At 71.5% G+C, this 22,581-nt stretch carries 26 protein-coding genes; 14 read left to right on the top strand and 12 right to left on the bottom strand.

The annotated features are described in order from the left end of the window. Positions 1-33: 33 nt before the first annotated feature. Positions 34-783 carry a TIGR00730 family Rossman fold protein gene (locus tag N5079_RS20635; protein ID WP_261585581.1) on the top strand — a complete coding sequence of 250 codons (750 nt, stop codon included), beginning with the start codon at positions 34-36 and terminating at the stop codon, positions 781-783. Positions 784-792: 9 nt separating this feature from the next. After that, the gene (locus N5079_RS20630; RefSeq protein WP_261585580.1) at positions 793-1,371 is read left to right on the top strand and encodes a TIGR00730 family Rossman fold protein; all 579 of its coding nucleotides are present in this window, start codon (positions 793-795) and stop codon (positions 1,369-1,371) included. Between the two features lie 278 nt (positions 1,372-1,649). On the opposite strand, the gene N5079_RS20625 is transcribed toward N5079_RS20630, so the two are convergent. Then, positions 1,650-1,922, bottom strand: coding sequence for a hypothetical protein (locus N5079_RS20625; protein WP_261585579.1), 273 nt, complete (start codon positions 1,920-1,922; stop codon positions 1,650-1,652). A gap of 44 nt (positions 1,923-1,966) precedes the next feature. Here N5079_RS20625 and N5079_RS20620 point away from each other — a divergent pair, with 44 nt between their 5' ends. Together N5079_RS20620 and N5079_RS20615 are read left to right on the top strand one after the other, a co-directional pair. Beyond that, positions 1,967-2,392, top strand: a complete 426-nt coding sequence (locus N5079_RS20620; RefSeq protein WP_261585578.1) for a hypothetical protein — start codon at positions 1,967-1,969, stop codon at positions 2,390-2,392. A 108-nt stretch (positions 2,393-2,500) separates the two neighbouring features. Then, entirely contained in the window at positions 2,501-3,112 is a 612-nt protein-coding gene (locus N5079_RS20615; RefSeq protein WP_315967873.1) for a DNA-3-methyladenine glycosylase I, read from the top strand. Between the two features lie 33 nt (positions 3,113-3,145). Here the strand turns inward: N5079_RS20615 and N5079_RS20610 are convergent, their stop codons facing one another. Then, positions 3,146-3,919 (bottom strand): PaaX family transcriptional regulator C-terminal domain-containing protein, encoded by a 774-nt coding sequence (locus tag N5079_RS20610; protein WP_261585577.1) that lies wholly within the window; start codon positions 3,917-3,919, stop codon positions 3,146-3,148. A 180-nt stretch (positions 3,920-4,099) separates the two neighbouring features. Here N5079_RS20610 and N5079_RS20605 point away from each other — a divergent pair, with 180 nt between their 5' ends. Next, on the top strand, positions 4,100-4,267 hold the full coding sequence (locus N5079_RS20605) for a DUF3117 domain-containing protein (RefSeq protein ID WP_076433904.1): 168 nt from the start codon (positions 4,100-4,102) through the stop codon (positions 4,265-4,267). A 76-nt stretch (positions 4,268-4,343) separates the two neighbouring features. After that, entirely contained in the window at positions 4,344-5,810 is a 1,467-nt protein-coding gene (locus N5079_RS20600) for a leucyl aminopeptidase (protein ID WP_261585576.1), read from the top strand. On the opposite strand, the gene N5079_RS20595 is transcribed toward N5079_RS20600, so the two are convergent. Next, complete coding sequence (locus N5079_RS20595) at positions 5,794-6,426, bottom strand: O-methyltransferase (protein ID WP_261585575.1); 633 nt, start codon at positions 6,424-6,426, stop codon at positions 5,794-5,796. The genes N5079_RS20600 and N5079_RS20595 overlap by 17 nt on opposite strands. Positions 6,427-6,611: 185 nt before the next feature. Here N5079_RS20595 and sigE point away from each other — a divergent pair, with 185 nt between their 5' ends. The 4 genes from sigE to N5079_RS20575 all read left to right on the top strand — a co-directional run bounded on the left by sigE (position 6,612) and on the right by N5079_RS20575 (position 9,462). Then, complete coding sequence (gene sigE / locus N5079_RS20590; RefSeq protein WP_261585660.1) at positions 6,612-7,220, top strand: RNA polymerase sigma factor SigE; 609 nt, start codon at positions 6,612-6,614, stop codon at positions 7,218-7,220. After that, entirely contained in the window at positions 7,217-7,759 is a 543-nt protein-coding gene (locus N5079_RS20585) for an anti-sigma factor family protein (RefSeq protein ID WP_261585574.1), read from the top strand. Before sigE ends, N5079_RS20585 begins: the two co-directional genes overlap by 4 nt. Positions 7,760-7,820: 61 nt before the next feature. Then, the gene (locus N5079_RS20580; RefSeq protein WP_261585573.1) at positions 7,821-9,071 is read left to right on the top strand and encodes a S1C family serine protease; all 1,251 of its coding nucleotides are present in this window, start codon (positions 7,821-7,823) and stop codon (positions 9,069-9,071) included. Positions 9,072-9,114: 43 nt separating this feature from the next. Continuing rightward, positions 9,115-9,462 (top strand): sec-independent translocase, encoded by a 348-nt coding sequence (locus N5079_RS20575; protein WP_261585572.1) that lies wholly within the window; start codon positions 9,115-9,117, stop codon positions 9,460-9,462. A gap of 173 nt (positions 9,463-9,635) precedes the next feature. On the opposite strand, the gene N5079_RS20570 is transcribed toward N5079_RS20575, so the two are convergent. The 3 genes from N5079_RS20570 to N5079_RS20560 all read right to left on the bottom strand — a co-directional run bounded on the left by N5079_RS20570 (position 9,636) and on the right by N5079_RS20560 (position 12,512). After that, positions 9,636-10,778, bottom strand: coding sequence for an Mrp/NBP35 family ATP-binding protein (locus N5079_RS20570; protein WP_261585571.1), 1,143 nt, complete (start codon positions 10,776-10,778; stop codon positions 9,636-9,638). Positions 10,779-10,842: 64 nt separating this feature from the next. Next, positions 10,843-11,310: a DUF1003 domain-containing protein gene (locus N5079_RS20565; RefSeq protein WP_261585570.1), complete on the bottom strand. Its 468-nt coding sequence runs from the start codon at positions 11,308-11,310 to the stop codon at positions 10,843-10,845. Then, a complete protein-coding gene (locus N5079_RS20560) occupies positions 11,307-12,512 on the bottom strand; it encodes a magnesium transporter MgtE N-terminal domain-containing protein (protein WP_261585569.1) in 1,206 nt (401 codons plus the stop codon). The genes N5079_RS20565 and N5079_RS20560 overlap by 4 nt, the downstream gene beginning before the upstream one ends. A gap of 78 nt (positions 12,513-12,590) precedes the next feature. Between N5079_RS20560 and N5079_RS20555 the strand changes: the two genes are divergently transcribed. Further along, a complete protein-coding gene (locus N5079_RS20555; protein ID WP_261585568.1) occupies positions 12,591-13,556 on the top strand; it encodes an EamA family transporter in 966 nt (321 codons plus the stop codon). Here N5079_RS20555 and N5079_RS20550 read toward each other — a convergent pair. Next, positions 13,501-13,869: a hypothetical protein gene (locus tag N5079_RS20550; RefSeq protein WP_261585567.1), complete on the bottom strand. Its 369-nt coding sequence runs from the start codon at positions 13,867-13,869 to the stop codon at positions 13,501-13,503. The genes N5079_RS20555 and N5079_RS20550 overlap by 56 nt on opposite strands. 134 nt (positions 13,870-14,003) lie before the next feature. After that, positions 14,004-14,615: a biotin transporter BioY gene (locus N5079_RS20545; protein ID WP_261585566.1), complete on the bottom strand. Its 612-nt coding sequence runs from the start codon at positions 14,613-14,615 to the stop codon at positions 14,004-14,006. A gap of 280 nt (positions 14,616-14,895) precedes the next feature. On the opposite strand from N5079_RS20545, the gene N5079_RS20540 reads away from it, so the two are divergent. Then, on the top strand, positions 14,896-15,846 hold the full coding sequence (locus tag N5079_RS20540) for an HpcH/HpaI aldolase/citrate lyase family protein (RefSeq protein WP_261585565.1): 951 nt from the start codon (positions 14,896-14,898) through the stop codon (positions 15,844-15,846). A gap of 122 nt (positions 15,847-15,968) precedes the next feature. Here N5079_RS20540 and N5079_RS20535 read toward each other — a convergent pair whose 3' ends face one another. Then, the gene (locus tag N5079_RS20535; RefSeq protein WP_261585564.1) at positions 15,969-16,520 is read right to left on the bottom strand and encodes a DUF6529 family protein; all 552 of its coding nucleotides are present in this window, start codon (positions 16,518-16,520) and stop codon (positions 15,969-15,971) included. 16 nt (positions 16,521-16,536) lie between these two features. Further along, positions 16,537-17,247, bottom strand: coding sequence for a hypothetical protein (locus N5079_RS20530; protein ID WP_261585563.1), 711 nt, complete (start codon positions 17,245-17,247; stop codon positions 16,537-16,539). Positions 17,248-17,439: 192 nt separating this feature from the next. Between N5079_RS20530 and N5079_RS20525 the strand changes: the two genes are divergently transcribed. Next, the gene (locus tag N5079_RS20525; protein WP_261585562.1) at positions 17,440-18,639 is read left to right on the top strand and encodes a CPBP family intramembrane glutamic endopeptidase; all 1,200 of its coding nucleotides are present in this window, start codon (positions 17,440-17,442) and stop codon (positions 18,637-18,639) included. A 584-nt stretch (positions 18,640-19,223) separates the two neighbouring features. Here N5079_RS20525 and N5079_RS20520 read toward each other — a convergent pair. Beyond that, positions 19,224-19,517, bottom strand: coding sequence for a hypothetical protein (locus tag N5079_RS20520; RefSeq protein WP_261585561.1), 294 nt, complete (start codon positions 19,515-19,517; stop codon positions 19,224-19,226). Further along, on the bottom strand, positions 19,510-20,046 hold the full coding sequence (locus tag N5079_RS20515) for a hypothetical protein (protein ID WP_261585560.1): 537 nt from the start codon (positions 20,044-20,046) through the stop codon (positions 19,510-19,512). Before N5079_RS20515 ends, N5079_RS20520 begins: the two co-directional genes overlap by 8 nt. Positions 20,047-20,226: 180 nt before the next feature. Here N5079_RS20515 and N5079_RS20510 point away from each other — a divergent pair, with 180 nt between their 5' ends. Continuing rightward, the gene (locus tag N5079_RS20510; RefSeq protein WP_261585559.1) at positions 20,227-22,524 is read left to right on the top strand and encodes a hypothetical protein; all 2,298 of its coding nucleotides are present in this window, start codon (positions 20,227-20,229) and stop codon (positions 22,522-22,524) included. Positions 22,525-22,581: the final 57 nt, after the last annotated feature.

Raw genomic sequence — 22,581 nt, 5'->3', positions numbered from 1 at the left:
GCGCGCGCGTTCCGGTGAGGCTAGCGTGACCGCATGAACCACGCCCGACCTGAACGACGCCGGGGCCCCTCCGTGCTCCGCGGGGACCTCGTCCCCGACTCCACCTATGACCAGCGGCTGCTCGACCGGAAGGGCCCGACCGAGTGGCTGCACATGGATCCCTGGCGGGTCCTGCGCATCCAGTCCGAGTTCGTCGAGGGCTTCGGCGCCCTCGCCGACCTTCCCCCGGCCGTCACGGTCTTCGGGTCGGCCCGCTCGCCCAAGGACAGCCCTGATTACGAGATGGGCGAACAGGTCGGCCGCGCCCTGGCCAGGGCCGGGTACGCCGTCATCACCGGCGGCGGGCCGGGAATCATGGAGGCCGCCAACAAGGGAGCCCTGGAGGCCGGCGGGATCTCGGTCGGGCTCGGCATCGAGTTGCCCCACGAGCAGCGCATGAACGAGTACGTCGACCTCGGGGTGGAGTTCCGCTACTTCTTCGTCCGCAAGACCATGTTCGTCAAGTACGCCAGCGGCTTCATCGCGCTCCCCGGAGGGTTCGGCACGCTGGACGAGCTGTTCGAGGCGCTGACCCTGGTCCAGACCCGGAAGGTCACCTCTTTCCCCGTGATCCTGATCGGTTCGGAGTTCTGGTCGCCGCTGATCGACTGGGTCCGTACGACACTGGTCTCCACGGGCAAGATCTCCCCGGGGGATGTCGACCTGATGCAGGTCACCGACGACCCCGACGAGGCGGTCCGGATCATCGTCGCCGCCGATCAGCAGCGGGCGTCCGCTCAGTAAGGTGGCTGCGTGTTCGTCTGCGTGTTCTGCTCATCCAGCCAGAAGATCGATCCGAAATACCTCGACCTCGCGAGGGAGGTGGGCGCCGAGCTCGCCCGCCGGGGTCACGGCCTGGTCAGCGGAGGCGCGATCGTCTCCTGCATGGGGGAGGTGGCCAGGGCCGTCCGGGACGGCGGCGGCCACACCGTGGGGGTGATCCCGCAGGCGCTGGTGGACATCGAGATCGCCGACACCGACTCCGGCGAGCTGATCGTCACCGCGGACATGCGCGAGCGCAAGGGCGTCATGGACGCCCGGTCCGACGCGTTCCTCGTGCTGCCCGGGGGCATCGGCACGCTGGAGGAGCTGTTCGAGATCTGGACCTCGCGCGTGCTCGGCCTGCACGAGAGGCCCCTCGTAGTGCTCGACCCGTGGGGCCTCTACGCGCCGCTCCGCGAGCTCGTCGAGGGGATGTACGACCAGGGTTTCACCAGGGCCAACGTCTTCGACGCGATCTCCTGGACGACCACGGTCGAGGAGGCCTTCGAGCTGCTGGAGAAGGCGGCCCCGCATCTGCGTCCCACGGCGGAGGAACTCGGCGAGCCCTAAGCCACCTGTCTCCAGGGGCGGCCGCCGCCAGGACGGCGGCCGCCGAGTTAGCGTGATCATGCACATGTTCCCGTGCGTGCCGTCCTGCCTGGCGCTTTGTGCAGTGTGATCATGCATGACGAGGGTGCGACCGACGGGCGGACACCGCATGATCACAAACAGCGTCGGCCCTGATCAGACACATATGGCGGAATCCATGCATGATCACGATCCGGGGAGCCCCACGCCCCCGAGCTTCCCGGGAAACCCTGCATGATCACGGCGATGGGGGCGGCTCTCTAGGCCAGGCCGCGGCGGGTCAGGGTGGGGGGCCGCCGTCCGATCAGCGACTCCGTCATGTCGAGCGCCTGCCGTACGGGATGGGAGGTGCGGAAGACCCGCGCGCCCGCCCAGGCGTAGACGGCCGCCGCCGCGAGCGCCTCGGTCTCGTCCTCGGGGAGGGTCACGAGGACCGTACGGCCGGCCGCGGCGAGCCGGGACACCTCGGACAGGGAGGCGGCCTCCACCCAGCCGGGCTCGATCTCGTCGCCTGGGCCGATCACAACGGTCATATCTTCAATGGTCGCATGCAAGCGACTTGTGGCACGATTCGTATGTGCTGGTCGTACTCATCATCGCCGGGCTCGCCGTTCTTGTCTGCGTGGTGATGGTCTCCCTGGGCCATGGCGGCGAGTTGGCCGAGTTTCCCCCCGACGTGCCGCCGCTTGAGCTGCCCGACGCGGGCCACCTGACCGCCGCCGACTTCATCGCGCTGCATCTGCCCATCAGCCTGGTCGGATACCACACGCAGATCGTCGACGAGACCCTGCACCGGGCGGCGACCGCGCTCAGCGAGCGGGACACCCGGATCGCCGTGCTGGAGCAGCGCGTCGCCGAGTTGCTGTCCAGTCGCCTGCAGGCGCGGCAGGAGGTCTACGCCAGGCCCGCCGAGCCGGCGCGTACGGAGCACGAGCCCGAGGTCCCCACGGCGGCCGCCAACGGGTGGGAGAGCGACCGGTCGGACGCGGAGGAGACCTGGTGACCGGCCTGGTGACGGGCATGGTGACTGGCATGGCGACGACGCCCTGACCGGCATGCCGACGGCATGATGACGGCATGATGACGGCATGATGACGGATATCGTGACGGCATGGTGACGGACATGCCGGCAGACGTGCCGACAGACATGGTGATCCGCTGTTCCTGGGCCACCTCGGCGCCGGACTACATCGCCTACCACGACGACGAGTGGGGCCGTCCGGTCGTCGGTGACGACCGTGTGTACGAGCGGGTCACCCTCGAGGCGTTCCAGTCCGGCCTGTCGTGGCTGACCATCCTGCGCAAGCGGGAGAATTTCCGCGCGGCCTTCGCCGGGTTCTCGATTCCGGCGGTGGCGGCCTTCGACGGGTCCGACGTCGAACGGCTGATGACCGACGCGGGCATCATCCGCAACCGCGCGAAGATCGAGGCGGCCATCGCCAACGCCCGGGCGGCGGCCGAGCTGCCCGGCGGGCTTTCCGAGCTGGTCTGGAATCACGCCGACTGGTCCAGCCCGGTGCCGAAGGGTCCCGGCGACATCCCGGCGCAGACCGCCGGGTCGAAGGCGCTGGCCAAGGAGCTGAAGCGGCGCGGCTTCCGGTTCGTCGGCCCGACCACGGCGTACGCGTTGATGCAGGCGATCGGCCTGGTCAACGACCACATGGCCGACTGCCACGTGCGCGAGGAGGTCAGCGGCCTGCGCGCGGCGGCCGGTTCTTCCTGAGAGACCGTGGCAGCCCCGGGGGTCATGCTCTTGTCACGATCCTCCATCGAGATTGCGGTCGACGAACGCCGCGGCGGGAGGAAGCAGCCGGGCTGCCTCCTGCTCGAAGTAGTCCCGTGCCTTCTCTCCCGGCCAGCCCGGCGGGAGCAGTTCGACCGGCAGGCCGGGGTCGCGGAACAGGAAGTTCCGCCAGCCGTGCACCAGCCTGCTGCGGACGGCGAAGACCCGGTGGTCGGGGGCGTCGCCCGGCAGCGATCCCACCAGGTCCACGGCGCCGGCCAGCCAGTCGTCGTACGCCCTGGCGACGCCGTCCAGGTCCCACGTGCGGGCGACCAGCTCTCGCGGGTCGCCTTCCAGCGCGGCGTCGAACCGGTGGGCGGGCAGCCGCAGGGCGTCCAGCTCCGGCGAGGGCCGGGGCCCGATCCAGGTGGTCTCGGTCAGCGGCGCGTAGCCGAGGAAGGCGAGGTCGGCGCGGAGCCGCTCGCGTCTGGTCCGGTCCCTGACCGGTTCGAGGACCAGCACGTGCCACCGTCCAGACCAGGTGACGGCCCCGATCCGATAGACACGTGAGGCGGCGTCGTCCAGGCGGCTCTCGCATTTCGGCGTGACCGCGTAGCCGGGGCCCTGCGGGAGCCGTACGGGGTCGAGCCAGCCCTGGCGGACCATGCGGGAGATCGCGGTCCGCACGGCGGGGGCTGCGACGTCGAGCGGCGCGAGCAGCCGGACGAGCGCGGCCACCGAGGCTCGGCCGCCTCGAGTGCGAAGGTGGTCCCCGTAGAGGTCGAAAAGCGCGGATCGGGCGTTCATCCCCTCCAGTGTGAGGGTCGGGATCGGTCTCCGACAATGCGCCCGAGGCCTCATTGATCGGCTGAACGGATCCGGGACGTTACCCATTTGAGCTCGGAGGCGGGATAATAGAACATCACAGAAACGTGAATGCGCCGGTCACTCTTCGGGGTGGCCGACAACGCGGGAAGGGATACACGCATGGCGGCGATGAAGCCGCGGACTGGCGACGGTCCGCTGGAGGTCACCAAGGAAGGACGGGGCATCGTCATGCGGGTCCCCCTCGAGGGTGGCGGCCGACTCGTCGTCGAGCTCTCGGCGGACGAGGCCAGCGCCCTCGGGGACGCGCTCAAGAAGGTGGTCGGCTGAATTTCAGCCGACCTGTTCGATTTTCGGCCCTGGCGACGGATTCCCCCGCGCCGGGGCCGCCCTGTTGGAGGTGTTCGTGCCGATCGAGACCACGCTGGCTTTCACCGCCCGGCCCGCCGCCGAGGCGGAGTTCGCGGCCGTGCCTTTCGGGGCGGACCTTGCTCCTCCCTTCGAGTTGCCCGTCGAGTTGCCCGTGCCGGTCGGCGCGCTGCTCGCCCACTACGAGGCCAAGGGCGAGCCCGGCGAGGTCTTCGAGGTGCCCGTTCCCCGAGGTGACGGCGTGGGCCGCGTCCTCCTCTACGGCACCGGCGACTGTACGGCTCCCGCCCTCCGCAAGGCCGGGGCGGCCCTCGCGCGCAAGGCCAAGGGCCGTCCGTCCCTCACCGTCGCCGTCCCGCCCCAGGGCGACGCCGCCGCTCTCGCCGAGGGAGCGCTTCTCGCCTCCTACACGTTCACGATCGGCAAGGCGAGAACCGCCGCGGTCGGGCAGATCGTCTTCTCCGGGGGAGACGAGGCGGCGCTGCGCCGGGGTGAGGCTGTCGCCCATGCCGCCGCGCTGGCGCGCGACCTTGTCAACACCCCCGCGTCCGTGAAGACGCCCGCATGGCTGGCGGAGCGGGCCGAGGAGGTCGCCGCCCGCTCCGGCCTGGCCGTACGGGTCTGGGAGGGGGACGATCTCGCCGAGTTCGGCGGGATCCGCGCGGTCGGCCGGGGCTCGGCCAGCCCGCCCCGGCTCGTGCGGCTCTCCTACACCCCGGAGGGCCGCTCCGCGGACAGCGTGGAGCGGGCTCCGCATGTCGTGCTGGTCGGTAAGGGGATCACGTTCGACACCGGCGGCATCTCGCTCAAGCCCACCGAGGGCATGAAGACGATGAAGACCGACATGGCGGGCGGCGCGGCCGTGATCGCGGCGATGAGCGCGCTCGCCGGCTTCGGCATCCCCGTCCGGGTCACCGGGCTGGTCGCCTGCGCCGAGAACGCCATCTCCGGCTCCGCGCAGCGGCCCAGCGACGTCATCACCCAGTACGGCGGGCGCACGGTCGAGGTGCTGAACACCGACGCCGAGGGCCGGCTCGTGCTGGCCGACGCGCTGGCCTACGCGGACGCCGAGCTCGACCCGGACGTGCTGATCGACCTGGCCACGCTGACCGGCGCGGCCAAGGTGGCCCTCGGCGTCTCCCTCGGCGCTCTCTACGCCAACGACGAGCCGCTGGCCCACGCGCTGCTCGCCGCGGGGGAGACCAGCGGGGAGCGGCTGTGGCGGATGCCGCTGATCGAGGACTACCGCGGCGACCTGGACTCCGACGTCGCCGACCTGACCAACGTGGACAAGAAGATGTCGGGCTCCGCCGGGTCGATCACCGCCGCGCTGTTCCTGCGGGAGTTCACGGGCGGTCGGCCCTGGGCGCACCTGGACATCGCCGGGCCCGCGCGATCCACCGCCGACGAGGGGGAGACGACCAAGGGCGGCACCGGCTTCGGCGTCCGGATCCTCCTGCGCTACCTCGCGGAGGCCCTGCCCGAGACTACGCCGGGAGCTTGACGGCGACCAGGAGGCCGTCGCCCAGGGGCAGCATGAGCGGCCGGAGCCGCTCGTCGGTCCGGACCATCCGGCCCAGCTCCCGGATGGCGACGGTGTCCGGATCGCGCTGCGTCGGGTCGGCCACCCGGTCACGCCAGAGGGCGTTGTCGAAGGCCACGACGCCGCCGGGCCGGAGCAGCCGTACCGACTCGGTGAGGTAGTCGAGGTACTCCTGGGTGGCGGCGTCGCAGAAGACCATGTCGTAGCCGCCGTCGGCGAGGCGGGGGAGCACGTCCAGGGCCCGGCCGCCGATCAGGCGGATGCGGCTGCCGGAGTATCCGGCCTCCGCGAACGTCTGCCGCGCCATGCGCTGGTGCTCGGGCTCCACGTCCACGCTCGTCAGCGTGCCGTCCGGGCGCATCCCGCGAAGCAGCCACAGCCCGGAGACGCCGCAGCCGGTGCCGACCTCGACCACCGAGCGGGCGTTGACCACGGTCGCGAGGAAGCAGAGCGCCGCCCCGCACCCGGGCAGGATCGGGGGCGCTCCCACCTCGATGCCACGCTGGCGTGCGGTCCGCAGGATGTCGTCCTCCGGGACGAAGTCCTCCGCGTACTCCAGGCTGGCCGGTGTCGCCATCGGCCTCTCCCTCCCCTGCTTCATGTTGGTCGCAGCCTAGGGGAGTCGGCCCGGAACGGGAACTCACGCCACAACGGGGACGTTGCACGCTTTGAACGGTCTTTGTGTAAGGCCGCTCGGCTCGCGGTGCGCAGGAAGGGGCGAAACCAGGCACTATGGCTGTAGCGACGATCCTGCAGAGAGGAATGCCGGTGGACGACCACGACCACCAGGCGGAGACTACAGTGTCCGGCTGGACGCCTCCCACCTGGGAGGAGGTCGTCCGAACGCATTCCGCACGGGTGTACCGGCTGGCGTACCGCCTGACCGGCAACGTGCACGATGCGGAGGACCTCACGCAGGAGGTCTTCGTCCGCGTGTTCCGGTCCCTGTCGAGCTACACGCCCGGCACCTTCGAGGGCTGGTTGCACCGGATCACGACGAACCTCTTCCTCGACATGGCGCGGCGCAAGCAGCGCATCCGCTTCGAGGGCCTGGCGGACGACGCCGCCGAGCGGCTGCACGGCCGCGAGCCCTCGCCGGCGCAGGCGTACGACGACGCGCATCTGGAGCCCGACATCCAGGCGGCGCTCGACGCGCTCGCGCCCGAGTTCCGGGCGGCCGTGGTGCTGTGCGACATCGAGGGGCTGTCCTACGAGGAGATCGCCGCGACGCTCGGCGTGAAGCTCGGCACCGTGCGCAGCCGCATCCACCGCGGCCGGGCGCAACTGCGGGAGGCGCTGGAGCACCGGTCGCCCTCCACCAACAGGAACGGCGATCAATTCCCCCCTTCGTTCAGCAGGGAGGGGCTATGAGTCATCTTGGGGAGCGCGTCTCCGCGCTCATCGACGGCGAGCTGGGTCACAACGACCGGGAGCGGGCGCTGGCGCACCTGACATTCTGCGCGGACTGCCGCGCCGAGGTCGACGCGCTGCGGACGCTGAAGAGCCGCCTGCGGTCGATGGACCCGCCGGCCATGCCGGTGGACCTGACGATGTCGTTGCTCCGCATGTCCGAGCCCGGAGGGCCGCTGCCGCCACGAATGCGGCCCTTTCCCGACCACCCGGCCTTCGCCTCCAACGGGCTGCCCGGAATGCACGGCATCGCCCCGCTGGACAACCGGCCACGGCGTGTGTCCGGTTCATCCGGGCCCGGGCGTTCGACCCGGACGAGACGGGCGGGCTACGTCGCGGTGGGAGTGGCCTCGGCGGCCGTGGCGCTCGGCACGATGTTCATGGTCGGCGGCTCGGCCGCCCACCAGGACCCGTCGCCGGTGGTGCTCTTCAACCAGGCGCCACTGGTGAAGACGTCCCCCACGCCGTCACACAGCGTCACCCCGGAGCCTTCGCGCTGATACGGGGAGACCGCATACGATCGGGCCTTACAGCTAGCCCGTCGTGCGAGGAGTTTCCCCGATGACCGACCAAACGCGTCCCTATGACGCGTCGGACCGGCCCGACTTCTACCCCGCGAACCCGCCGCAGGGCGCGTACGGCATGGGCCCGGGCTGGGCGCCGCCTCCCCCGCCACTGGCCGGTACGGCTCCCGCCCCGCGCCGGGTGGGGCTCTACGCCGCCCTGGCCGTGGTCATCGCGCTCGTGTCGGGCGGCGTCGCGAGCTGGGGCACGTTCCTGTTGACGCGTCCCCCGGCGGGCACCGACCCCGGATACACCCTCAGCGCGCCGCCGAGCGCTCTGACGGGCCGCGCCCCGGAGTCGGTCGCCGGGGTGGCGGCCAAGGTTCTGCCCAGCGTCGTCTCCCTCGAGGTCAAGAGCAGCGCGGAGGCGGGCACGGGGTCGGGGTTCGTCATCAAGGGCGGCTACATCGTGACCAACAACCACGTGGTCGCCGTCGCCGGAGACGGCGGCGAGATCCGGATCCGCTACAACGACCGCAGCTCGACGGGCGCCAGGGTCGTCGGGCGGGACCCGAACTCGGACATCGCCGTTGTCAAGCCCGACGCCCCGGTCACCGCCCCGGAGCTTCCTCTCGGCAACTCCGACAGTGTGGTCGTGGGCGATCCGGTCATCGCGATCGGCTCGCCGCTCGGCCTGTCCGGCACCGTCACCACGGGCATCGTCAGCTCGCTCAACCGTCCCGTGGAGGCGGGCGGCTCGACCGGCTCGGACTACGCGCTGATCAACGCGATCCAGACCGACGCCGCCATCAATCCCGGCAACTCGGGTGGGCCGCTGGTCAACGCGGCCGGCGAGGTGATCGGCGTCAACTCGGCGATCGCCACGGTCGGCGGCGCGCCGGCGGGCCAGCAGGCCGGAAGCATCGGCCTCGGCTTCGCGATCCCCGTCAACCACGTCCGCCGGATCGCCCAGGAGCTGATCAGCACCGGCACGGCGAGGACCTCCCGGATCGGGATCACCATCGACCAGGGCTACCAGGGCACGGGAGTGCGGATCGCGACGCAGGCCGAGGGCGGGGCCGCGCCGGTCACGCCCGGCGGCCCGGCCGACCAGGCGGGCCTGCGGGCCGGGGACATCATCCTTGAGGTCGACGGCCACCCGGTCGGCGACAGCCGGGAGCTGATCGTCACGATCCGGAGCAAGGCCCCCGGGGACAGGGTGACCATCAAGTTCCAGCACGACGGTCAGGAGAAGGTCGCCGCGGTGACCATCGGAGCGGCCCCTGCCCCGACCGCCCAGCCCTCGTGACCGATTAGGCTGAAACCAGTCATCGCCTCAGAAGGAGATCACCGTGTTCGGACTGGGCTGGCCGGAGCTTCTGGCGCTCGTGGTGATCGCCCTGCTCGTCTTCGGCCCCGACAAGCTGCCGCAGGCGGCGTCGCAGGCGGGCCGGACGCTGCGGCAGCTACGGCAGATGGCCAACAACGCCAAGGCGGATCTTCAGGCGAACCTCGGGCCGGAGTTCTCCAACTTCGACCCGGCCGACCTGAACCCGAAGACCTTCGTGCGGAAACACCTGCTCGACGACCTCGAGAACGACTGGAACGCGCCCGCCGCCCCGGAACCGTACATCCAGGCGGCCGCCGAGCCCGAGCTGTCGTTCGGCGAGATCCCGCCGTACGACAGCGAGGCGACCTGACCCTCGCCCAGGCGGAGGACCGAGAGCGGGCGAACGCGTCAGCGACGCATGGCGACGATTGCCCGCTACCCGTACGGCCCACCAGCGCGATGCCCGTCCAGCGTGCGGAGCCGGTCGGGGGCGCGGGTGGGGCAGCCGGCCCGGAGTGAGGCTCGGCACGGCCGGGCGTGTTGTCAGTGTCTGGCGGCGGGCGAGATGTCCAGCTTCAGGCCCTTGAGGCTGGTGGACTTCTTGCTCAGGCCCGCCGCGATCCGGCGCAGCTCGGCCGCGGCCGGTGCGTCGGGGTCGGTCAGGACGAGCGGCTTGCCCTCGTCGCTGCCCTCGCGGAGCCGCAGGTCGATCGGCACCTGGCCGAGCAGCGGCACCCGGGAGCCCAGCGTGCGGGTCAGCGCGTCGGCCACCGTCTGGCCGCCGCCCTCGCCGAAGACCGCGATGCGCTCGTCGCAGTGCGGGCAGGGCAGCCACGCCATGTTCTCGATGACGCCCGCGATCTGCTGGTGGGTCTGCGCCGCGATCGAGCCGGCCCGCTCGGCGACCTCGGCGGCCGCCTGCTGCGGGGTCGTGACGACCAGGATCTCCGCCGACGGCATCCGCTGGGCAACCGAGATCGCGATGTCGCCGGTGCCCGGGGGCAGGTCCATGAGCAGGACGTCGAGGTCGCCCCAGTAGACGTCGGCCAGGAACTGGTGCAGCGCCCGGTCGAGCATGGGGCCTCGCCAGACCACCGGAGTGTTGCCCTCGGGCTTGAACATGCCGACCGAGATGACCTTGATGTCATGCGCCAGCGGCGGCATGATCATGTCCTCGACCTTGGTCGGCCGCTCGCTGACGCCGAGCATGCGGGGCACCGAGTGGCCGTAGATGTCGGCGTCCACGATGCCGACCTTGAGGCCGGACGCGGCCATCGAGGCGGCGAGGTTGACGGTGACGGACGACTTGCCGACGCCGCCCTTGCCGCTGGCGACCGCGAACACGCGGGTCAGCGACCCCGGCTTGGCGAACGGGATCTCCTTCTCCGGCCCCCGGTCGCCGCGCAGCTTGGTCTGCAGGGTCTTGCGCTGCTCGGCGCTCATGACGTCCATGTCCACGTGGACACGGGTGACGCCGTCGAGCTTGGAGACCGCGGCCGTGACGTCGCGCGTGATGGTGTCCCGCATCGGGCAGCCCGCGACGGTAAGGAACACGCCGACGCGCACCACCCCGTCCGGGGAGATGTCGACGCTCTTGACCATGTCAAGGTCGGTGATCGGCCGGCGGATCTCCGGATCGTTGACCGTCGCCAGCGCAGCCGTTACCAGTTCTGGGGATGGTGCCATGGATCCATGCTATGGACTCAGCCGAGGTCCTCTGACCACCGGGTGGGGCGCGTTCCCGCGCCGGTTACGGAGAGGTGGCCTTCCCGCCGAGTTCGTCCTGGAGCCGCTGGAGCTCGGATCGGATGTAGTCCCTGGTGGCGACCTCGCTGAGGGCGATGCGCAGGCTCGCGATCTCCCTGGTGAGGTATTCGATCTCCGCCTGGTCGCGCTCGGCCGTCATCCGGTCCTGCTCGTACTGGACCCGGTCGCGGTCGGCCTGCCGGCTCTGCGCGAGCAGGATCAGCGGCGCCGCGTACGACGCCTGGAGGGAGAGCATGAGCGTGAGGAAGATGAACGGGTACGGGTCGAACTTGTGCGGCGCCAGGGCGTTCCACAGGATCCAGCACCCGACGAACACGGTCATGTAGACGATGAAGCGGGCCGTGCCGAGGAACCGCGCGATCCGCTCCGACAGCCGTCCGAACGCCTCCGGGTCGTAGTACGGCCGCAAGCGGGTGGTCAGCTCGCGGGGCTGGTCGAGGCGCTCGGTCAATGTCTCTCCCGCCAGTCTGCCGGCAGCATGTGGTCGACCACGTCGTCGACGGTCACCGCGCCGAGCAGCCGCCCGAGCTCGTCCACGACGGGGATCGCGACCAGGTTGTACGTCGCGAGGTAGGCCGCCACCTCCGTGACGGTCAGCTCGGGCCTGATCGGATCCACGCTGATGTCTATCACGGCCCCGAGCAGCGTCGACGGCGGCTCTCTGAGCAGCCGCTGGAAGTGGGCGACGCCCAGGAACCGCCCGGTCGGGGTCTCGGTCGGCGGCCGGGTGACGTACACCTGGGCGGCGACCGCCGGGGTCTGCTCCCGCTGCCGGATGTGCGCGAGTGCCTCCGCCACGGTGGCGTTGGGCGGCAGGATCACCGGCTCGGTGGTCATCATGCCGCCGGCCGTGTCCTCGTCGTACGTCAGCAGCCGCCGCAGGGGGGCGGCCTCCTCGGGCACCATCAGCCGCAGCAGCGACTCCGCCTGGTCGCTCGGGAGCTCCTGGAGCAGGTCGGCGGCGTCGTCGGGGGCCATCTCCTCCAGCACGTCGGCGGCCCGTTCCCGGTGGAGCTGGCTCAGCACGATCACCTGGTCGCGCTCGGGGAGCTCTTCGAGCACGTCCGCGAGCCGGTCGTCGTCGAGCGCGGAGGCGACCTCGGCCATCCGCTTGCGCGGCAGCTCGTGCAGCATGTTGGCCAGGTCGGCCGGGCGCAGCGTCTCGAAGGCGGCGAGCAGGTTGGCCGCGCCCTGGTCCTTCTGGGTGACCCCGAACCCGGTGACCTCGTCCCAGTCGACGATGAGCGTCTCGCCCCTGCGCCGGGACCCGCGCCGGACGGCCACCTTGGAGATCAGCCACTCGGACGGCCGCGGCTGCTCCATGGCGAGGTCGTGCACGGTCACCGGCTCGCCCTTGTACTCGACGCCGAGGTCGAGCATCTCCCCGATGGCGAGCGTCTCGGCGTCCCGCCGCTCGAACCGGCGCATGTTGAGCTTGCCGGTGAAGATGACCGCGCCGGCCTCGATGCTCGTGATGCGGGTGATCGGCAGGAACACCCGGCGGCGTGGCTGGACCTCGACCACGAAGCCATGGACCCGCGGCGGCAGCGGGCCGCGCAGCGAGACCACGACGTCCCGGATCCGGCCGATCTTGTCTCCGGCCGGATCGAAGACCGCGAGCCCGGCCAGCCGGGCCACGAAGATCCGATCCACGCTGTCAGGTTACGCGGAGATGCGAGCAACTTGCTGATATGACAGGATCAAAGGCCTTCAACAGTAATTACATGGACGGTGAAGGCTGTGGGTCTGGGGATCGCGGTCGTTTCTGCCCTGTGCTTCGGATTCTCGGGTCCGATGGCGAAATTCCTCGGAGCCGCCGGACTCACGCCGCTCGAGGCCGTCTGGGTCCGGATGGCCGGAGCGGGCCTGATCCTCCTCGTCGTGCTCGCGATCGCCCGCCCGCGTGCCCTGCGCATCCCGCGCGACCGGCTGCTGTTCTTCGCGGCCTACGCCGTCGTGGCGGTGGCGGCCGTGCAGGCCCTGTTCTTCCTCGCCATCACGCGGCTGCCGGTCGGCGTCACGCTGCTCATCGAGTACACCTCGCCGGTGATGGTGGCGCTCTGGGTGCGGTTCGTCCGGCGGGTACGGCTGCCGCGAACGGCCTACCTCGGCGCGCTCATCGCGGTGGTCGGCCTGGCGATCGTCGTGCAGGTCTGGGAGGGGCTGCGGCTGGACGCCCTCGGCCTCCTGCTGGCCGTGATCGCGTCCGCCTGCTGCGCCGGTTACTTCCTGCTGAGCGACTCCTTCTCGGACGACGTCGACACGCTGGGCCTCATCGCGTGGGGCATGGCGGGGTCGGCGGTCGTCCTCCTGCCAATCTCCCGGCCGTGGCAGATCCCCTGGTCAGCGTTCGCCGGAGCCGCCACCCTCGGCGGCCACACCCTGCCGGTGCTCGGCGCCACTGTCTGGCTGATCCTGATCGCCACCGTCGCGGCGTACGTCACGGGGGTCACCGCGGTCCGCCGCCTGTCGGCCGCCGTCGGGGCCACGGTCGCGTCGGTGGAGGTCATCGCGGGCGCCGTCATCGCCTGGGTCCTCCTGGGTGAGCACCTCGGCGCCGCCCAGATCACCGGAGGGGTCATCGTCCTCACGGGCGCCCTGATCGCCCAGTCCGTTACCGTACGGCTCTCGCCCGCCGCGGCTACGGCTCCCGAGGCGTCAGCCGTACGACTGCCGAGTGGGCGGCCCAGCGGCTGACCAGGCCGGCCGCGTCGGGGGCGTTGAGGCGCTCCTTGGCCAGCACGGCCACTGCCTCGGCCGCCTCCGCCTGGTCGACGACCTCGACGGAGGCCGGGAACCGGACCAGCTCGGCCCCGTTGTCCTTGCTGCGAAGGATGATCTCGACCTCGGCGGCCTCCACCAGGCCGGGCAGGTCCTGCTCGCCGCCGCCCGTCACGACGTAGATGGCGCCGTCGTGCCACGCGTGCCAGGCCAGCCGCCTGCCGGAGGGAAGCGCGATCCACAGGATGCCGGACTTCTTCGCGCCCTCTTCGATCAGCGGCAGGCTCATGCCGGCAGCCTTTCACACGGCCCGACCGGCCGAGCATGGGAGCGATCCTCTTCCACGACGGCAGTCCTCCGGCGGACCTCATGCGGGACCGCGTCCCGGCGTTCCTCGCGGAGCTCTGACCCGGGAGATCTGGCCTAACGGCGGGTCAGCCACCACGCGGCGGGCAGGAGGCCGGCCGCGATGGCGATCTTCAGGGCGTCGCCGATCAGGAACTTCGCGGCACCCTCGACGAGGGCGGTCCCGAGGTCCATGTGCGTCACCGCGATGAGCACGGGAAGCCCGAAGGCGTAGATCACCAGGTTGCCGAGGACCATGGTCCCGACCGTGCGGGCCACCGTGCGGTCGCCGCCGCGCTCGGCGAGCCAGCCCACGAGAGCGGCGGCCGCGATGAACCCGAGGACGTAACCGAAGGTCGCGCCGCCGAAGCCGTGGCTGCCCCCGACGAACCACGGCACCCCGGCCACACCCGCGATCGCGTAGAACGCCATGCTCAGCGCCGCCCGGTTGAGGCCCAGCGCGGCGCCGGCAAGCACGACCGCGAAGGTCTGGCCGGTCACCGGAACCGGGGAGCCGGGCACCGGCACGCTGAGCTGCGCCGCCAGGCCGGTCAACGCGGCACCCGCGACGATCAGTGCGGCGTCCCGGACGCGGGCCCGCGCCGTTCCTGACATGGCGGAAATCTCGGGGATGGCGGGAATGAGGTCGGACAGTACGGCGGGGCGGCCCCCCGTGGCGGCGTTGGCCATCGCTGGCTCCCTTTTCACTCGTTGCCTCCGCCTGTCCCAGCGCGGAGGACCCTTTTACCGCTGTCCATTGTTCGCCGGCCGTGGCGAAAGCCGTACGAGGGCGGAGCCAAGAACACTTGGCCTGATTTGTAGTGAATCGACAGGGGCTGACCTGCCGTACAAGCGAAAGAGGGCCGCTCCGCGTGCGGCACTTGTGGTGGTCCTACGAAGGCCGCCTACGAAGGCGGTGCCGCGCCCCCCCGGACGCGACGATTGGGGCGACCCTCGCTAGCGTGTGGCCATGCGTGCTCGACGTTCCTGCCTCGCGGTGCCCGGAAGCAACCCCCGGTTTCTGGAGAAGGCCCAGGGTCTGGCGGCCGACGAGGTGTTCCTCGACCTGGAGGACTCCGTCGCGCCCGGCGCGAAGGAGGACGCGCGCAAGAACGTCGCCGGCGCGCTCCGCGAGGGCGACTGGACGGGAAAGACCGTCGTCGTCCGGGTGAACGACCTGACCACCGAGTGGACCTACCGCGACGTCATCGAGGTCGTCGAGAGCGCGGGGGACCGGCTCGACTGCGTCATGCTGCCGAAGGTCCAGGACGCCTCCCACGTGGCCTGGCTCGACACCCTGCTGGGCCAGATCGAGCGGGCCACCGGGCTGCCCGAGGGCCGGATCGGGATCGAGGCCCAGATCGAGAACGCCCGCGGGCTCGTCAACGTGGACGACATCGCGGGCGCGTCGCCGCGGCTGGAGACGCTGGTCTTCGGCCCCGCCGACTTCATGGCCTCGATCGGCATGCGGACGCTGGTGGTGGGGGAGCAGCCGCCCGGGTACGGCGAGGGCGACGCCTATCACTACATCCTCATGCGGATCCTGATGGCCGCCCGCGCTCATGATCTCCAGGCGATCGACGGGCCGTACCTGCAGATCCGCGACCTGGACGGCTTCCGCAGAGTGGCCCGCCGGGCCGCCGCGCTCGGGTTCGACGGCAAGTGGGTGCTGCACCCCTCGCAGGTGGAGGCCGCCAACGAGGTGTTCGCGCCGTCGCAGGAGGACTACGACCACGCCGAGCTCATCCTCGACGCTTACGACTACTACACGACGGTCGAGAAGCGGGGCGCCGTCATGCTCGGCGACGAGATGATCGACGAGGCCTCGCGCAAGATGGCGCTCGTGGTCGCCGCCAAGGGCCGCGCCGCCGGCCTCCCCCGGCCGACCTCCTTCACCCCTCCCGCTCCCCCCTTGCCGTGATCATGCTCACTTTCCCCGTGACCCGCCCCGACCTGCGCCAACCCATGTCGTGATCATGCACACCTTCCCGGTGGTGCGGTCTGACCAGGAGAGACGTCTTTCGTGATCTGGCGCGGAGCGCCCTAGAACCGCACGCCGATCGTGGTGAAGAACCAGAACGACGAGGTCAGCCAGAGACCGATCAGCGCGGTGAAGGCCAGGCCGCCGAGGACCGGCAGCGTCCAGCCAGGCAGGCCGCGCCGGGGCAGCGCCAGCATCTTCGCGGTGAAGACGCCGTAGAAGAAGCAGCCGAGCAGCGAGTGGATCATCACGCGGGGCACGTCGTACTGCGCGCCCAGCGAGTACAGGCAGTGGAACGCCACGGGGATCGTCAGCAGGAACGCGATCCGGCCCGACCAGCGGTGCAGGAGCGCGACCCAGGCTGCACTGACCTTGATCTTGCCCCACATCGCCATGGCGGACAGCACCTGGACGATCGCGAGGAGGGCCGCGCCGGTGGTGAGCCAGGCCTTCATGGCCAGCGGCCCGGAGAACCCGGCCACGCCGACGGCGAACCCGGTGGGGGCGTGCGCCCTGCCGTACACGCCGAGCGCGACGGCGACCAGGCCGCCGACGACCAGCGGCACAAGGAGCGGAGCGACGCTCTGCTTGGGGGTGACGTGGGTGTCGTTCATGGGGGGCTCCAGGCGGTCAGGGGGTGACTTCGTCGATGAAGTAGTCGGGGTCCTGCGGCCGTAGCGGGATCCCGTAGTAGTCGACTGGGCTGCCCGGCGTGAACTGAGGAGCGGGCTCGCCGTTGCCGCCGATCGCCACACGCCCGACCTCCTGGCCGTTCGGGAGGACGATCCAGCCGCCGACGATCTTCGCGCCGCGGACGATCGCGGTGGCCCGGTAGAGGCCGGACGGCTTCTTCACCACGGGGGCGACGAACCGCCACTTCGCGTGGCCGACCTGCAGCCTGCCCTGCGCCCTGCCGCCGCCGAGCGCCGCCGTGATCAGCGAGTCCCTGCCTTCGAGGGTGATCGTGTTGTTCTCGGCGGTGCCCTTCAGCCACGCCTCGATGTGGCCGTCGCAGAAGTACGCGACCGCCTTGCCGTTCCGGACGGCGATCGCGACGAGGCCGCCGTTGCCCTGGGCGACTCCCGCGTAGTCGGCCTTCTTCGGCGTCGTGTCGGCAGGCGTCGCGGTGCCGGTTGTGGTCGGCGTGGGTGTCGTGGGTGTCTCCGAGGCCTCTGGCGTGGCGCTCGCGGACGCCTCGGCGGGAGACGACGCCGTCTGCGACGTGTCTTCCTGCGCCGCGACCTGCTGGATGACAGGCGCCGCCTTCAAGCTGGCCGCTCCGAGGGCGACGGCGATCACCGCGCCCGCGGCCAGCGTATACATGGGTCCTAGCCGGCTCATTTCGCGTGCTCCTGGGATGATTTCGGTGGGTGCTTTCCCGAGTGAACTGCCTTCGCCGCCTGGTGTCTGTGAACTTCTACGCACATGGCCGGAGACTTCTACGCACATGGCCGGAGACGTGGAGGGGAGTGTTGCCACGCGCATGGCAGGGGCGTCGCGCTGGGGCGAGGAGCCGTTGCGAACAATGGATCCATGAGCGAACCACAGCCGGACCGGGCCTGGCCGCACCCGCAAGCGCCGGAGCGCCATCCGGCTCAGCCTCATCACCCGGCCGAGCCTCAGCCAGGCCTGCCGTACGCGGCGGGTGAGCCGTATCCGGGGCAGCCCCAGCCGGGCCACCCGTACGGGGCTCAGCCTCAGCAGGGCCGGCTGTACCCGGGGGAGCCTCAGCATGGCGGGCCGTACCCGGCGCAGTCACCCCATCCATGGGCGGCCTATCCGGGTGGGTCGTACCCGGGGGCGGCCCACCCGTGGCAGGCGCCGGCGCGGCTGCCGTGGGCGGTGCCGCCGCCTCCGGGGACCCGTTACGACCGGCTGGCCCGTACGGCGGCGCATCGCTGGTGGCGGCCGATCGTCGGCTCACTCGCCATCGTCGCCGGATTCATCGTCGTGTCGCTCGCGATGGTCCTGGCCGCCTCGGTCCTCTCCGTGATCGTCCACCTCTCGCTGGCGCGGGACGGCACGCGGTTCTTCACCGATCCCCTCCTGGACCTTGGGTTCCAGCTTGGCCTGCTCGCCCTCGCCATCCCGCTGGTGTACGGCGCGGCATGGGTGATCCAGCGGCGGCCGCCTGGGACGCTCTCGTCGGTCGCCTTCCGGCTCCGCTGGGGGTGGCTCGCCACGTGCGTCCTGGTGGCCCTTGTGGCGGTCGCGCTGGCGCAGGTCGCGGAGACGGTGACGCTCGTGCTGACCGGGGCGGACCCCGGCTACGGCTGGGCGGGGTGGGACCGCTTCCTGCCCGCGATCGTCGTCATCCTCCTGCTGGTCCCCTTCCAGGCGGCGGCCGAGGAGTACATCTTCCGCGGCTGGATCCTTCAGGCGTTCGGGGCCTACCTGAAGAACCCGTGGCCGGGCATCCTCCTGGGCTCGGCCGCTTTCGCCGCGCTGCACGGCTACACCGACTGGGGAATCGGGTACGTGTTCGGATTCGGAGTCCTGATGGGCTGGCTCGCGGTCCGCACCGGAGGACTTGAGGCGCCCATAGCGCTGCACGTGACCAACAACGTGGTGGCGTTCGGCCTCACCGCCGCTTCCGGCGACCTCGGGAGCGCCCTTCAGCAAGGCGCGCTGCCGTGGCAGTCCATCGCCGGAACGGTCGTGCAGTTCGCCGTGTACGGCTTTGCCGTAGTAATAATCGCCCGAAAGAGGGCAATTCAGGCGGTCTCCCGATAAATCTGACTAGAGAGGTCTGTTCGCGTCGGCGTTCCCGTGTTGCTCTGGGATGGTGATGGGGTATCAAAATGATCGCGTCCGCTTTGCCGTACAAGAGGTGGAACGGTCCGGAACAACCCCTCTGGGCCAGAGGTAGGAGGTACTGGCGTGTCCTCGGGCCCCCACGAGCGCGACCGCCGGCACGCCGCCGACGACCAGAGCCAGGAGGAGTCCCCGCCGCAGCACGCGTCGCCTCCGGCGCTGCACCATTCCCCGCCGGGACCCTCCCCGTGGGCTCTGCCCCCATTCGGCGCGCCCGTCCCGGACGACTCGGAAGATCCGGAGGACACTGAGCCTCCCGGGCACACCTGGTCGCCCCAGCCGGCCCCAGCCCCCGGATCCCAGCCAGACCCCGCCTCCGGGGCCGCCCGAGAGTCCGCCGGCGGGTCCGAGTCCGATCCCGCGTCCGGGCCTCCGTCCGGCTCCGTGTCCGGCTCCGGCTCCGTGTCCGGCTCCGGGCAGGGGTCCGCGCGTGGGTCCGCCCCCCGGACTTCGTCCGGGTCTGTGCCCGAGACCGAGCACGGCCCGCGCAGCGGGCGGCGGCCCTACTCCGCGCCGTACGGCTCGCCCGAGCCTCGCCACAGCCGTGCGCAGGAGCCCGGCGGCCCTTCGGCGGCGGCCCCGCCAAAGCCCGCCGAATCGGCCGACGGCAGGCCACGGCGGCTGGTGAACCGGCCGGACAAGCTCGTCGCCTCCGGCCCGCCGCGAACGCCGTCCGGCACCCCGAGCGAAGACCCCGAGTCGACCATGCCCTCCAGAAGGGCGCGCCGCTCGCCGTACCCGCCGCGTGACCCCTCGCGCGACCCCTTACGTACACCTCCGAGCGACCCCTTACGCAACCCTCCGAGCGGCTCCTCCCGCGACGACGCTTCGAGCGGCCCCTCCGACGGCGCCCCCGGAGACCCTTCCCCGCGTGATCCCTCCCGTGAGTCCTGGGGCGATCCTTCGCGTGGCCCCTCCCGGGACGCGGCGCATGGCTCCTCGGGGAGCGAGCAGTCCCGGATCAGTCCGCCGCCGGAGCAGGGCCCACGTCACCGTGCGGGGGACTCGTCCGGCGGCATCCGGATGCGCCCGGAGATCCCGGCCGAGCCCGAACAGGCACCCTGGCCGGGCCACCATCCCGGCACCGGGTGGCCGGACGAGCCGGGGCACGACCCTGGTGCGGGGTGGCCGGGACAGCCGGGTCAGCGGTCCGCGCCCGGACACGAACAGCCCGTCCCCGAACAGGGACACCAGTCCGGAACCGGGTGGCCGCAGCAGCAGTCTGTGCCGGGGCACCTCGAACAGTCCGACCCTGAGCGGACCCAGGGGTGGGGTCACCAGCCCGGTTCCAGGCGGCCGGGACAGCCCGAGCATCAGCCGGCGCATCACCCGGTCTCCGGGGAGTTGGACGAGCCTGTTCCGGAGCCGGTGCAGCGAATCGGGCGTCCACCGGGAGGCAGGCCCGCCAAACCGGACGTGCTGGTGGCCACTGGCCCGCCGAAAGGGGGCGGGACACGCCGCCACCGGCGGGTCCTTCCGCCACGCCGAATCCGGCCCGGGAGGCTGGTGACGCCCGTCCTCATCGCGCTGGTCCTGATCGCGGCCGGCCTGTTGGGCGTGGGGGTCGTCAACTGGGCCAGAACCCCGTCCACGACGGGCCTTCGGCTGGCGGCCGGGGACGGCCAGTCCGGCGACGCGGCGTTCGCCGCGCCCGGCCTGCCCGGCAACGGCTCCAGCCAGGTGCTCAACGCGATCACGTCGGTCGGCTCGACGGTCGTCGCGGTGGGCAGCGACACCACGAGCCCTCTCCCGAGGCCGCTGTTCCTCGTCTCCCCGAACGGCGGCAAGGACTGGCAGCTGGGCCGGGTCGCCGGCCCGGCCGGATACGAACCGAGCGCGGGCGCCGTCGGCCGGGTCACCGGGGGCGGCGGGCGCTGGCTGGCCGTCGGGACCGACGCCCCCGGATCCGCCGGTCCGGCCGCCCGGGGGATGTGGGTGTCCACGGACGGCAGGTCGTGGACCGCGGTGGACCCGGCCGGGCTCACCGCCTTCTGGAGCCAGGACCGGATCGCCGATCTCGCCAGGACCTCCACCGGCTTCGTCGCCGTGGGCTCCACGATCCTGGGAGACGGCACGGCGGGCCCGGTGGCCTGGGTCTCGCCCGATGGCAAGAGCTGGTCGAGGGTGGACACCGACCAGATCGGCACGCCGGACAAGGTGCGGGGAATGCGGGCCGTGGTCGCGCGCGGAAACCAGGTGGTGGCGCTGGCCGATCCCGGATCGGGCGACACGGTCTCGGTGATCCTGCGGTCGGACGACGGCGGCCGGAGCTGGCTGCGCACGGCCGCGGCGCTCGCCGACGTGCGGCCGGAGCCGGGCGCGCTCGTGGCGACCAGGAAGGGGTTCGTCCTGGTCCCGACACGGCAGAAGTCGGCGGCTGGCGATGTGGGCGTCTACTGCTCGCCGGAGGGCGCCCATTGGAGCCAGTGCGGGGTCATCGGGCACCTCAGCTCCGAAGGCACGGGAGTCCGCGGCCTCGCGTCGTCGGCGGCGGGGATCGCGGCCGTCACCGAATCGGCCTGGGAGAAGTACGCCGTCTTCACCAGCGACGACGGTCACAAGTGGACCAAGAGCGCGGACCTGGGCGAGATCCCGGGCACGCTGCGGGGGCTCACCATCACCGACACGGGCGTGCTCGTCGCGGGCGGCGACAAGCGCGGCCCGGGCGACGTGGAGAATCTGCCCGTTCTCATGGCGGCGGAGAAGGGCAAGTCGGCCAGGGCCGTACCGCTGGAGGCCATCGCGGGGCTGAACCGCCTCGCCAGGGACACCGCCGACGTCGCGGCCGCGGGCGGCGCGTTCGTCGCGGTCGGCTCGGCCAACGGCGACGCCGCGATCTGGACCAGCGGGAACAACGGGGCCAACTGGAAGGACGCCGGTTTCCCCGACCTGCTCGGCGGCCCCGGCCGGCAGGCGCTGAGCGGAGTGGCGCACGGCTCCAAGGGATGGCTGGCGGTCGGCGGCACGATGACCGACCCGGCGGTCACCCGGCCGCTGCTCGTGACCTCGGCGGACGGCAGGACCTGGAGGCCGGGCCCGGCCATAGACGTCCCCGCCGGGCACTTCCTGCTGGCGCCCCATGTCGTCACGGCCGGGCGGAAGGGCTACGTCCTCGTGGGCGAGGACCGTGGCGCGACCGGAACGCTGCCCGCCCTCTGGTTCAGCCCCGACCTCAAGCGCTTCACCCGGTCGGCGCCCGCCAGCATGCCCGCCGGGGGAGCGGGGGTGCGCATCAGCGATGTCACCGCCACGCCGTCCGGCTTCATGGCGGTCGGCGGGTCGGGTACGGCCGACCGGGAGACCGGCGTCGTATGGGTCTCGCCCGACGGCCTCAACTGGATGTCGAAGAGCCGGGTCGTCCCCGCGGACGCGCGCTCGGCGGGCCTGCGGCACGTCGTGGCGACCAAGTCGGGCGTCGTGGCGGTCGGCACCGCCATGACCGACGACGGCGTCCGCCCATTCTCCGCCGTCTCCACGGACAACGGCGCGCACTGGGAGTACGGCTGGCTGCCCGCCGAGGAGGCCGCGGTGGTGCTCGATCTGACCGTCACCGGCCAGGGACTGGTCGCCGTCGGATCCCACGGGCCGGCGGGGGAGGGCGACAGCGCCGCGTGGATCTCCGAGGACGGCCTCGACTGGGCCCGGCAGACGCTCACCCAGGACGGTCTCGGCGGCCCGGGCGCCCAGTGGCTCGGCACGGTGGCCGTCTCGGGGAGCCGCGTGCTGGCGATCGGCCGGTCGACGACCTATGCCGACGATCACCTGACGATCTGGCGCAGCTCGGTCACAACCGGAGATCGATGATCCCTCACCCAGACCTGCCGCGTGATCATGCACATGTTCCCGTATGCCCCGTCCCAC

Source organism: Planotetraspora sp. A-T 1434, assembly GCF_025420585.1.
Lineage (GTDB): Bacteria > Actinomycetota > Actinomycetes > Streptosporangiales > Streptosporangiaceae > JAOEGB01.
The sequence above is the reverse complement of the archived record's forward strand: the minus strand, read 5'-3'. Positions and strand labels throughout refer to the sequence as shown.